This window comes from Paenisporosarcina sp. TG-14, assembly GCF_000297555.1.
Classification (GTDB): Bacteria; Bacillota; Bacilli; order Bacillales_A; family Planococcaceae; genus Paenisporosarcina; species Paenisporosarcina antarctica.
In genome coordinates, this window is sequence record NZ_AMGD01000014.1 from 19,047 (window position 1) to 30,797 (window position 11,751).

Consider the following 11,751-nt stretch of genomic DNA (forward strand, 5'->3'; position numbering starts at 1 on the left):
AGCCTTTTTCCATTTAATTTAATAAAAAGCTTTATGCTCTTTAATGACTCTAATCAACTTCAATTCATCGTCTTCTGGACCTTGAACTGGCAATCCAGCCTCTATATTCATATGAATATACGCAATATTATCTGCAGTAATAATTTCACCTGGAATAAAAATTGGAATTCCTGGTGGATAAACCATGATAAATTCAGCTGATATACGTCCGACAGATTCTGCAAACAATACAACCTCTGTTGTTGCATAGAAAGCATCACGTGGCGTCATGGCTAACAGTGGAATATCAGGCATGGTTACAAAAGGTTCGACTATTGCAGCTTCTGAATCAAATGCCAGTGCCATACGTTGAAGTGCATTTATGAGTAAGTTTAATTCTTTTTTTGAATCTGCAATTGTCACGATACACAAAATATTGTAAAGATCGGATAATTCGATTTCAATGTTGGCATTTTCGCGCATCCATTCTTCCGCTTGATGCCCAGTGATACCTAAATTTTTAACGCTAATTAATAACTTTGTAGGGTCTATATCGAATGTTGCTGACGTGCGCAAAATCTCATTTCCTACACAACGTAGGTGAGGGATTTGATTTATACGTTTTCGTGCATCTTTAGATAAGCGAATCGTCGTTGCTAATAAGTCATGTCCATTGATAGCTAATTGACGTCTAGCGGTATCTAGCGATGCTAAAATTGGATACGATGTAGATGTGGTTGTTAACATTGATAATATCGATTGCACACGCTTAGAAGAAACTAATCCTTCACGTACATTTAAGACGGAACTTTGCGTCATTGAACCACCCAGTTTGTGTACGGAAGTTGCCGCCATATCAGCTCCAGCTGACATGGCAGATACCGGTAATGATTCATGGAAATGAATGTGAACACCATGAGCTTCGTCGACTAATACTGGGATTTTATGACTATGTGAAATTTCAACAATACGTTTTAAGTCTGCCGCTATTCCGAAATATGTTGGGTTAATGACCAGAACAGCTTTAGCATCTGGATGGGCTTCAAGAGCTTTCTCCACAGATTCTGCAGATATTCCGTGCGAAATTCCAAGATCTGGATCAACTTCTGGGTGAATAAACACTGGAACAGCACCAGCAAATACAATTGCAGACATAATTGATTTGTGAACATTTCTTGGTACCAAAATTTTATCGCCAGGCCCACATACACTTAAAATCATAGTCATAATGGCACCGCTTGTTCCTTGTACTGAGAAAAATGTAAAGTCAGCACCAAAAGCTTCTGCAGCTAATTCCTGAGCTTTTTTTATGGCGCCTTTTGGCGAATGTAAATCATCAAGTGGAGCAATATTAATTAAGTCAATGGAAAGAATGTTTTCTCCCACGAATTCACGAAACGCAGGATCCATGCCATTCCCTTTTTTATGACCTGGAATATGAAATTGAATAGGATGTCGATTGCGATGTTTTAGCAAGACATCAAATAAAGGGGTTTCTAACTGTGACAATGATCGTACACCTCAACTTTCTTAAAGAGAGTGTTACAAAAGTTCATTAAAAATAGCAGTTATATTTCATTAATGGCTTCCTTTTGAACACATAATTAATAATGAAAACAAGTGAATTATAGCACTATGAATAGCAGATGACTATAAAATTTTAAAGGAATTTTGATAACAAAGACGAATACAGTATGTAGAAGATAGGAGGAATTTATTAAATGAAATGGCAAACACGCATTACAGACTTACTACATATTAAATATCCAATCATTCAGGGAGGACTAGCATATCTGGCATATGCCGATTTGGCAGCAGCTGTGTCAAACGCTGGTGGACTTGGCCAAATTACTGCAATGAGTATGAACTCGCCGGAAGAACTTAGAGAAGAAATAATAAAAGTGCGTTCAATGACGGATCGACCATTCGGAGTGAATTTTGCAATAGGTGAACGAGGACGTCCATTTTCTCATATGCTTGATGTGGCTATTGAAGAGAACGTAGCAGTTGTATCCATGACCGGAGGAAATCCCACTCCAATCTTTGACCAGCTCGAAGGTACTACTATAAAAAAACTCGTTTTAGTTGCAGCGACAAGACAAGCGCAAAAAGCAGAAGAACTTGGTGCAGACGCTGTAATGGTTGTAGGGCAAGAAGGCGGTGGACACTTAGGGCGTGACGATGTTGGCACAATGGTTCTTGTACCCCGTGTCGTCGATGCTGTGTCTATCCCAGTTATTGCTTCAGGTGGAATTGGAGACGGACGTGGATTAATGGCCGCACTTGCTTTAGGTGCTGAAGGAATAGAGATGGGAACACGTTTTATCGCTACAAAAGAATGCGTTCACGCCTCACGTGTATATAAGCAAGCTTTACTAAATAGTAGTGAAACGGGAACGACGGTTATTAAACGCTCGATAGGTGCTCCTGCAAGAGTCCTAGTTAACTCGTGGACAGAAAAGATTCATGAAATTGAATCTTCTACACCGACGTATGAAGCATTAAAAGAGTATATTAGTGGTCAAGCTAACAAACAATATATATATGAAGGTCTCGAATCACAAGGTTTTGGTTGGGCTGGACAAGTAACTGGCCTTATAGAAGATGTCCCTTCTGTGGAAGAATTATTTTCGCGTATGATTACTCAAGCAGAGAACTTGCGCGTAAAATGGAACTAGGGAAAGGGTGAAACAAACATGAGTTTTTCGTATCCATTTTCAAAAGATTGGTCAACTAATGAAATTGTAGATGTTGTCCAATTTTTTGAAGTAATTGAACACGCTTATGAAAAAGGAGTTAAACGAGAAGAATTGATGGCAAAGTATCGTCGATTTAAAGAAATTGTTCCATCAATTGCAGAAGAGAAAACTTACTTTCGAGATTTCGAAAAAGAAAGCGGATATATTTGTTATCCAATCATTAAGAAAATGAAAGAGACAACTGCAGGCGCAATTATTAAAGGAGCAGGGAGATAATCCCTTGCTCCTTTTTTATTTACAATTATTAGCCGAGTTTACACCACACAGTAAATGAAAGTACAAATAGCGTTGTTTTATAAGTGAATTTAACAAAATATTCATCCTGATAATAAAAGTAATTAATCAAATATGGTATTGAAGTAATGATGAAATTTTTCAATACTGTCAAAAGACTTTAGTGTATCGGTGAATTTTATTTAAACGATAATTTATATAAGGGAAGAAGTGTTTCAAATGTTTCTTTTACAACGTCGAAGAATTCGTTTCCGTTCGATAGTATCGGGTCATTTGCCGCAAAGTGTCTCCCAATTAGAAATTCCGCTTTTTTGACGTCACGAAAACGTTCAAGCGATTCTTTCAAGTCGATTTCCTTTAATGAAGTAGCATCTTTTTTCATATGATCTAATGAAACGACGTAATCATTAGGAACGGTAGACTTGATTGTTTTCAAATTCTTCAAGAATGTATTTGCGATATTCGTCTTATTTGGTAATTCGTAAATAAACGCCAACCAAACGAAAACGTGGTCGTCATATACCCCGATTTGAAAATGCGGATGTTGTTTATATCCCCGTTTATTTCCTGCTATCGCCAACCAAGTATCGTTAGGAGGATTGACGCTTCGACGCAAATGCTTTGCGATATGCAGAAACATCTCATTTCCAAGTATTGCGGAAAGGTCGTCGGTTAACGGTTGTCCGATCGCTTGGAACTTGGGTTGAATTCGTTCTTGGATTGCGGTCATTCTTGGTTGAAGCCCTTCAATTGTAAATGTATCAAAATCATTTTGTGTAAAACCGTTGAATTTCATAATGATAAACTCCTTATTAATATTTATTTGGCGGAAGCGAATGGTGTTCCTTGTAAATGTTACGTGAATCTTTAGGGGGATTATAGAACGTCTAGCATGCGACGTGAGGATAAAATTCATCTCCGGTTTTATATGAAAAATAAGCAGCGTATGTATGACTAATTTCTTCGGATTTTAGTCGGACTTTTTCAATCAATGCTTGCATACGATGTTTTAAACCTTCTATTTCAAATACCCCAAAATCGGCACTTTTACTATTTGTTTTTCAACTTTATTTTCACCTTTCGCATTTCCTATGTTTAGTTTAATGAAAAATTGGGGAAAAATCATGTAAGTAGCTTTATTTAGTTGACAAACTCATCATCGTATCATAAGTTATAATAAGCAATCAGAATATTTAGATAAAATAGAAAAGGGGTGTAAGACCATGAAACAAGTTGTCCATATAGTTCGCAAAGAAGATTTAGAAAAGAAATTAATTCTCGGTTTAAAATTTGAGCTTGACTATGAACTTGCCTCTTTGTTCGATGCGATGCAAAAAGAAAACCAAAAAGAAATTGATAAGAGTAAATCAAGACTAGGCGAAATTCATTCGGAGTTGAAGGCATTACATGCGCTACATTAAATATAAAGTTAGTAATTATTGGTAAACATCTGGTCGTCAATATCTGACACCAGGTGTTTTTTTGTTTATAATAAGGAATGAAGACGAATGATTTAGAAAGGCGGCTAATCCATTGGAACATCAAATGCTAGATTACTATGCAAAGGATTTAATAAAAAAAGCTGGAATAAAAATACGCCATTCATTCTCAAGCGAACTAGCTGTTGAATCTAAATCGGATGCTAATGACTTAGTAACCAATATTGATAAAGAAATTGAACAATATTTTATTCATCATATTCGCAAAGATTATCCAGGACACTTGATTTTAGGTGAAGAAGGATTCGGTGATAATGTCAGTGCATTAGATGGCTACGTATGGATGTTAGATCCAATTGATGGCACAATGAATTTTATCCATCAACAAAGAAATTTTGCTATTTCTTTAGGTATATATAAAGATGGTGTTGGAGTATTAGGCTACATATATGATGTTATTCACAATGAGTTATATAGTGCACAAAAAGGGCATGGTGCTTATTTAAATGATGAACCAATTCCGGTTTTGGAATCAACAACAATTTCAGAAGCTATTATTGGATTAAGTCCAAATTGGATTATACCTAACCGTCGTATTGATAATGAAGGTCTAATTAAACTTGTTCAAGATGTTAGAGGAATACGTTCATACGGGTCTGCTGCACTTGAGCTTGCTTATGTCGCAACAGGGCGGATTGATGCTTATATTTCTTTGAGATTATCTCCTTGGGACATAGCGGGAGGAGTAGTTATCGCTCAAGAAGTAGGGGCGGTTGCGACAAATTTAAATGGTCAGCCATTAAAATTTTTAGAACAAGATACTTTCCTAGTAGCACGAAAAAGTATACATGAGACTTTACTAAGTAATTACATTTCTTTAAAGTAGGCTCTGTCTATAGTGTTGATATCCGTTACAACGCCATCGTGACCAACATCCAGTTGGCTTTGAGGACGAGGACTCTTGGCGCTCGCACTAAGAAAGCATAGCTGTTTTCGGAATATCAACAGCAATATTTAACATTTTTTTAAAATAAAAAGCAAGAAATGGAGATATCCATTTCTTGCTTTTGTCATCATGTTCTCCGCTCGCTAGATTAGCTTTGCGATGTTTGTTACAATAATCCTTGGTCGCGCATTTTCTTTTTTGTTTTAAAGCCAAATCCCATTACTACAATAAGTAATAATATGCTAGCAAGGATACCTGGAACACTGCGTAATCCAACAGAAATTCCAATGGCAAACATTGATAATAAAGCTAGCAGGGAAAATAGTACAAATACCCATTTAATATTTTTCATGGAATGTGCCTCCAAATAATAATAATAATTTTACAATAGAAAATCTGACAAACAGTTATAACATGTGCTATAATAACACAGTTAAGGACTCGAAAAAAGAATCTGGAGTGAAAAAATTGACTAATTTACGTCACGATTTAAGAAATATTGCAATTATTGCCCACGTTGACCATGGTAAAACTACTTTAGTTGACCAAATGTTGAAACAATCTGGTACTTTCCGTTCAAACGAACATGTGGACGAGCGTGCTATGGATTCAAATGATATTGAGCGTGAGCGCGGTATCACAATTCTAGCTAAAAATACAGCGATCCAATATAAAGATGTGAAGATTAACATTCTTGACACGCCTGGCCATGCTGATTTTGGTGGAGAAGTAGAACGAATAATGAAAATGGTAGACGGTGTTCTACTTATTGTTGACGCATACGAAGGCTGTATGCCACAAACACGTTTTGTATTGAAAAAAGCATTAGAACAAAATTTACAACCTATTGTAGTTGTAAATAAAATTGACCGTGACTTTGCGCGTCCTGAAGAAGTAGTAGACGAAGTTCTTGAACTTTTCATTGAACTTGAAGCAAATGATGATCAATTAGAATTTCCAGTTATTTTCGCATCAGGAATGAACGGTACTGCAAGTCTTTCTTCTGACGTTGAAGATCAGGAAGAAAACATGCAAGTTATTTATGATGCAATTATTGAAAAAATCCCGGCTCCTGTAGATAATAAAGAAGAGCCATTGCAGTTCCAAGTAGCTCTTTTAGATTATAACGATTACGTTGGACGTATCGGTATTGGCCGCGTTTTCCGCGGAACAATGGAATTAGGACAACAAGTTTCATTAATGAAATTAGACGGCAAAGTGAAAAACTTCCGTGTTACTAAAATGTTTGGATTTATGGGTCTGAAACGTATTGATATTCAACAAGCTCATGCTGGTGATTTAATTGCCGTATCAGGAATGGAAGATATCAACGTTGGAGAAACAGTTTGTCCAACTGAACATCCTGAAGCATTACCAATTTTGCGCATTGATGAGCCAACTCTTCAAATGACGTTCCTAGTGAACAACAGTCCATTCGCTGGACGTGAAGGGAAATTTGTAACATCTCGTAAAATTGATGAGCGTCTACAAGCTCAACTTGAAACAGATGTGTCACTTCGTGTAGATCCTACAGATTCTCCCGATGCTTGGGTTGTATCAGGCCGTGGGGAATTACATTTATCTATTTTGATTGAAAACATGCGTCGCGAAGGTTTCGAAATACAAGTGTCTAAACCAGAAGTTATCGTTCGCACAATCGATGGAGTTCGTTGTGAGCCTGTTGAACGTGTTCAAGTGGATGTACCTGAAGAACATGTTGGTTCAATAATTGAATCAATGGGTGACCGTAAAGGTGAAATGTTAGATATGGTTAATAATGGTTCAGGTCAAGTGCGTTTAGTATTTATGGTCCCTGCTCGTGGTTTAATCGGATATACAACTGATTTCATGACATTAACGCGTGGATACGGAATCATAAACCACACATTTGATAGCTACCAACCAATGCAAAAAGGTCGTGTAGGTGGACGTAGTAAAGGTGTTCTTGTTGCAATGTCAACAGGTACAGCATCTGAATACGGAATTTTAGGGATTGAAGAACGTGGTACAATTTTCGCTGAACCAGGCGCTGAAATTTATGAAGGAATGATTGTTGGAGAACATACTCGTGATAATGACTTAACAGTTAATATTACAAAAATGAAAGCAGCCAACAATATCCGTTCTGCAAATAAAGAAGCAACAACAACTAGAAAAAAACCACGTATCATGACTTTAGAAGAGTCTCTTGAATACCTGAATGATGATGAGTACTGTGAAATTACACCTCAATCGATTCGTTTGCGTAAAAAAGTGCTTGATAAAGCTGAACGTGAACGTGTAACTAAAAAAACAAAAACAGCTGATAATGGCTGAGTGTGATAGAAAGGTTGAGGAATCTTGAACGAACAGCAATTTGTCTATGACAATATGTACCCAACTGCGCGTGTTCTTTATGAATTCCTTCCGAACTACAATTTGGCAGGATACGCGCTGTATCTTGTCATCTTCTTACTATCTGTGTTAGTTTATAAACTCGGATTCGCAAAAAAGTTAAGAATGTCTCAAAACATCGTTATTTATATCTTTTTGCTTTTAGGATGTTTAATGCTTACATTTTTAGCCTTTTTCTTACCCGTTGTAGAAGGACTAATTGTGGCGGCGATGATTTTAATATTATATAAAATACGTCTGCACAATGAAAAAAAGAGAAGCGCTAGCGCAAGCTAGTGTTTCTCTTTTTTATTTATGAGAAAGTATAAACTTTTAATACATAGTGCTAGACTACCACTATGTATTATGGTGCGCTTTGAACTGCACATAACCTAGAGAATCCTTTAGTAACTCTTCAAAATAACGAACACTTACCGCTTGTTTGCTTTTACAAGCACTTAGTAGACTTTATTACGAAATTAATAACATTCTCGTTGACTCAATTAAAGTGAAAGTTTTTGCATAGATTTGTAAGTCATGAGAAGACACCAGAAGATTGCGTATACATACGAAAGACGCTGCTTGAAGTGATTTGTCACTTCAAGCAGCGTCTTTTATTTTAAGGTTATGATGGCAGACGGTTTGAGATCCAAAGGGACCATGGGGAACCCGAGTTCGAATGCTGATAAACGAGAAAACAGCATTCGAACTTTTTTCACATCTTTTTATAGAGAACTGGTAACACCCAAACGTAAAATAAATGTGCGACTGACCAGTAAGTAAATGCGAGCCAGTCATTCCATGCTGGCACATCTTTTATAGCGAGAGAGCTTAGCAGAAAGTACAAGCCGAATGTAGGCAAGCAAAGGATGAAGCTCAAAAAAAGCAACTTTGAAAAAGATTTTTCTATACGTAGTCGAATTACCAGATATACAAAAACAAAAGCAATAACGATCGATACCAGTACGTGAAAGATAAATTCAACAGTCTCTCCCCACGCGATACCTCCAATTATTGGTATAAAGTCTATATTTAATAATAGCGTATAAACGCGAACGGTCGTGATAGATTCTATTAATTTTAATAATAAGCCCAGTAAAATGCCGCTAACGACGCCTAAATACAAAGCCTTCAAGATAGTAGGACGTGTCATTAAAAATCTTCTTCTATTCTGCGAGAGCTTTTGTAAAACACAAATTTCCCAGTTGCTAATCTTACACGTGTTTTCTCTTCAATCCGTTCATGGCAGGGATTACACATATACGTATGAATTGGACGATTACGTAGCTTTTTTGCTTGAGGTGAATCATCTTCTAATTCATTAATAATGTCACAAATGACACACTTTACACGCATCGGACTAACCTCCTAATCTACTCGAACTGCTTTCACATGTTTAATGGGGTTGTGCATGTTAGATCCGTCTGCAAGAAGGACATAAACAGGTCCATCTTCTTTCAAAGGTTTACCATCTTGACTATACTTGAAAATAAGTGAGTCTGCTTGTTCAAGTGGGAAAGAATATTCTTCGCCAGTTGCAGTTTCGAAGACTACAGATGTAGCACCATCTTTAACTTCTGCATTTTGTAAAAAATGCTTTAAATAAATACCAAATGTACCTGTTAACATTTTTGTTCTCTCATATTTCTTTTCGGTTTTTAAGGTTGGTGGAAAAGTTGCGCCTTCCATAATTTCACGGGACCAATGAGCTGATACTTTCTTTGTATATTCATCCAACTCATCTATTTCAATATGTTGTTCCGTAAAAAATGTATCCAAATCAATCCGTCGATCATCAAAAATCCACACAGCTGGATCTAGAGTTATTTTAAATTTGACTTCGCCTTTAAGTGGAATAATCGTTTCCATTTAAATTATGCCTCCTTATTAGTTGAGTAACCTCTCCTAGTATAACGCTTTGCCTATAGGTAAAAAAGAATTAAGTTTTTTAAGTTACAATTTAGATGTGATACTTGCAATTTTGTTACTAGAAAGATACACTTTATTAAGAATATATTAGGTAATGGGGGCGTCCTCATGGATACTAAATCACAACAATTATACCAGCAAAAGGCTGTTGAACTCTTAAAAGCTGATGGAGAAAAAATAGCGAAATTGATTAAGGTTCAAATGAATCACTTAACACTGCCACAATGTCCACTCTACGAAGAAGTCTTAGATACACAAATGTTTGGCCTCTCAAAAGAAATTGATTTTGCCGTCAAACTAGGACTTATGGAACGTGAAGAAGGAAAAACACTTCTTTCTACACTTGAAAAAGAATTATCTTTGATGCATGATGCTTATACAAAGAAATAAGTAAAAAACTCAAACTCAATATGTGTTTGAGTTTTTTTGCTAGATAAAAGAAAAAGAGGGTTTTCTCCAAATGATTTCATATATCAAACGCTATATTAAAAACTTTGATTACCCATTATTTATTACATATATGTTCTTATGTCTATTTGGGTTAGTAATGATTTATAGTGCTAGCATGGTTTGGTCAGTCAATGTATATGGCTATGAACCTGATTTTTTTTATAAGCGTCAAATCTTAAATTTGCTTGTTGCATTTCCTGTTTTTTTAATCGCAGCTTTCATACCTTACAAACATTATCGACGTAAATCGATTATGGCAACTATGCTTTTCGTCATGTTTTCCTTACTGGTTAGTGTTCATTTTATTGGGGATCTAGTAAATGGTGCTAGAAGTTGGATTATTCTAGGCCCTATACGTTTACAACCATCTGAGGTAGCGAAAATAATTTTAATTTTGTATTTCGCAAGTGTTTTTACGAATAAAAGGTCAAAAGGGAATTTGGATTCAATAAATGAATCAATTGCTCCACCTGTAACCATATTAGTCATTGCTTTCTTCTTAATATTAAGTGAAGTGGATATGGGGACTGCAGGTATTATTTTATTTGTTTGTGTTTCTATGTTAGCAGCTAGTGGTATCCTTTTTAAAACATTTGTGAAATTATTTAGTATTATTTTCGGTTTAATCCTATTAGTTTCACCAATTCTATATCTTGTAAGAGATAAGTTAATAACACCGAAACGAGTAGAACGTTTAGAAGCTTTCTGGAATCCTTTTGAGTATGAATTAGACGCTGGGTTTCAAGTTGTTAATGGATACTTAGCGATTGGTGCGGGGGGGGTTAAAGGGCTAGGCTTGGGTCAATCAGTTCAAAAATTAGGTTATTTACCTGAGCCGCAAACAGATTTTATCATGGCAATTATTGCTGAAGAATTAGGCATAGTTGGTACATTTATCGTCATTGGAGGTCTAGGCTTTATCGTATTACGTGCTTTTTCTATTGCTTTAAGTACGCAAGACACACAAGCCCGTATGATTGCCACTGGTATTGGAAGTCTAATTGGAATTCAGACTTTCGTTAATTTAGGTGGGCTATTAGGCTTAATTCCTCTAACAGGAGTTACACTTCCGTTTATTAGTTATGGCGGAACGTCCATTGTTTTGTTATCTTTAGCTATGGGAATTTTGTTAAATGTCTCAATGTTTGTCAAAAACGAAAAAATACGAAGCTAAGGGGTGTCGTTTCATAATGAAGACGATTAAAAAGATATTAGTAGCTAACCGCGGAGAAATTGCCATCCGCATTTTCCGTGCTTGTACCGAATTAAACTTGAGTACCGTATCAATTTATTCAAGAGAAGACAGTGGTTCATTCCATCGTTACAAAGCAGATGAATCGTATTTAGTTGGAGACGGAAAAAAACCAATTGATGCCTATTTAGATATCGAAGGAATATTACAAATTGCAAAAGATAGTAAATCTGATGCGATTCATCCTGGGTATGGATTCCTTTCTGAAAACGTAGATTTTGCAAGACGATGCGAAGAAGAGGGTATCATTTTTATTGGTCCAACCTCGACACATTTAGATATGTTCGGAGACAAGGTAAAAGCTCGCCACCAAGCTGTATTAGCTGGGATTCCCGTTATTCCAGGGACTGACGGACCTGTTCACTCTATAGAAGAAGTAAAAGCATTTGG

The 11,751-nt window shown here is 36.3% G+C and carries 15 protein-coding genes and 1 pseudogene; 9 read left to right on the forward strand and 7 right to left on the reverse strand.

What is annotated here, in order from left to right; translation table 11 throughout:
- Positions 1-18: 18 nt before the first annotated feature.
- Positions 19-1,488, reverse strand: a complete 1,470-nt coding sequence (locus C406_RS0105100; protein WP_017379518.1) for an aminotransferase class I/II-fold pyridoxal phosphate-dependent enzyme — start codon at positions 1,486-1,488, stop codon at positions 19-21.
- Positions 1,489-1,700: 212 nt separating this feature from the next.
- On the opposite strand from C406_RS0105100, the gene C406_RS0105105 reads away from it, so the two are divergent.
- Together C406_RS0105105 and C406_RS0105110 are read left to right on the forward strand one after the other, a co-directional pair.
- Entirely contained in the window at positions 1,701-2,657 is a 957-nt protein-coding gene (locus C406_RS0105105) for an NAD(P)H-dependent flavin oxidoreductase (protein ID WP_017379519.1), read from the forward strand.
- Positions 2,658-2,675: 18 nt separating this feature from the next.
- Positions 2,676-2,954 carry a UPF0223 family protein gene (locus C406_RS0105110; RefSeq protein ID WP_017379520.1) on the forward strand — a complete coding sequence of 93 codons (279 nt, stop codon included), beginning with the start codon at positions 2,676-2,678 and terminating at the stop codon, positions 2,952-2,954.
- A gap of 196 nt (positions 2,955-3,150) precedes the next feature.
- On the opposite strand, the gene C406_RS0105115 is transcribed toward C406_RS0105110, so the two are convergent.
- Positions 3,151-3,768, reverse strand: a complete 618-nt coding sequence (locus C406_RS0105115; RefSeq protein WP_017379521.1) for a YktB family protein — start codon at positions 3,766-3,768, stop codon at positions 3,151-3,153.
- 91 nt (positions 3,769-3,859) lie between these two features.
- Positions 3,860-4,006 (reverse strand): annotated as a pseudogene (locus C406_RS20125) (DUF1054 family protein); the annotation flags it as partial.
- Between the two features lie 189 nt (positions 4,007-4,195).
- Here C406_RS20125 and C406_RS0105120 point away from each other — a divergent pair.
- Together C406_RS0105120 and C406_RS0105125 are read left to right on the forward strand one after the other, a co-directional pair.
- Positions 4,196-4,393: a hypothetical protein gene (locus tag C406_RS0105120; RefSeq protein WP_017379522.1), complete on the forward strand. Its 198-nt coding sequence runs from the start codon at positions 4,196-4,198 to the stop codon at positions 4,391-4,393.
- A gap of 112 nt (positions 4,394-4,505) precedes the next feature.
- The gene (locus C406_RS0105125) at positions 4,506-5,297 is read left to right on the forward strand and encodes an inositol monophosphatase family protein (RefSeq protein ID WP_017379523.1); all 792 of its coding nucleotides are present in this window, start codon (positions 4,506-4,508) and stop codon (positions 5,295-5,297) included.
- Positions 5,298-5,523: 226 nt separating this feature from the next.
- Here C406_RS0105125 and C406_RS0105130 read toward each other — a convergent pair whose 3' ends face one another.
- Entirely contained in the window at positions 5,524-5,709 is a 186-nt protein-coding gene (locus C406_RS0105130) for a YlaF family protein (RefSeq protein ID WP_017379524.1), read from the reverse strand.
- Between the two features lie 116 nt (positions 5,710-5,825).
- Between C406_RS0105130 and typA the strand changes: the two genes are divergently transcribed.
- Together typA and C406_RS0105140 are read left to right on the forward strand one after the other, a co-directional pair.
- The gene (typA, locus tag C406_RS0105135) at positions 5,826-7,673 is read left to right on the forward strand and encodes a translational GTPase TypA (RefSeq protein WP_017379525.1); all 1,848 of its coding nucleotides are present in this window, start codon (positions 5,826-5,828) and stop codon (positions 7,671-7,673) included.
- A 24-nt stretch (positions 7,674-7,697) separates the two neighbouring features.
- Positions 7,698-8,027 carry a YlaH-like family protein gene (locus C406_RS0105140; protein ID WP_017379526.1) on the forward strand — a complete coding sequence of 110 codons (330 nt, stop codon included), beginning with the start codon at positions 7,698-7,700 and terminating at the stop codon, positions 8,025-8,027.
- 418 nt (positions 8,028-8,445) lie between these two features.
- Here the strand turns inward: C406_RS0105140 and C406_RS0105145 are convergent, their stop codons facing one another.
- The 3 genes from C406_RS0105145 to C406_RS0105155 are packed head-to-tail and all read right to left on the reverse strand — an operon-like array spanning position 8,446 to position 9,599.
- Positions 8,446-8,883, reverse strand: a complete 438-nt coding sequence (locus C406_RS0105145; protein ID WP_017379527.1) for a hypothetical protein — start codon at positions 8,881-8,883, stop codon at positions 8,446-8,448.
- Positions 8,883-9,086, reverse strand: a complete 204-nt coding sequence (locus C406_RS0105150; RefSeq protein ID WP_017379528.1) for a YlaI family protein — start codon at positions 9,084-9,086, stop codon at positions 8,883-8,885. The genes C406_RS0105145 and C406_RS0105150 overlap by 1 nt, the downstream gene beginning before the upstream one ends.
- 12 nt (positions 9,087-9,098) lie before the next feature.
- The gene (locus C406_RS0105155; RefSeq protein WP_017379529.1) at positions 9,099-9,599 is read right to left on the reverse strand and encodes a hypothetical protein; all 501 of its coding nucleotides are present in this window, start codon (positions 9,597-9,599) and stop codon (positions 9,099-9,101) included.
- Between the two features lie 168 nt (positions 9,600-9,767).
- Here C406_RS0105155 and C406_RS0105160 point away from each other — a divergent pair, with 168 nt between their 5' ends.
- The 3 genes from C406_RS0105160 to C406_RS19305 form a co-directional block, all read left to right on the forward strand.
- Positions 9,768-10,049, forward strand: a complete 282-nt coding sequence (locus C406_RS0105160; RefSeq protein WP_017379530.1) for a YlaN family protein — start codon at positions 9,768-9,770, stop codon at positions 10,047-10,049.
- Positions 10,050-10,119: 70 nt separating this feature from the next.
- Positions 10,120-11,283 carry an FtsW/RodA/SpoVE family cell cycle protein gene (locus C406_RS0105165; protein ID WP_017379531.1) on the forward strand — a complete coding sequence of 388 codons (1,164 nt, stop codon included), beginning with the start codon at positions 10,120-10,122 and terminating at the stop codon, positions 11,281-11,283.
- A gap of 16 nt (positions 11,284-11,299) precedes the next feature.
- The coding region (locus C406_RS19305) for a biotin carboxylase N-terminal domain-containing protein (protein WP_017379532.1) at positions 11,300-11,751 on the forward strand (452 nt) is incomplete at its 3' end.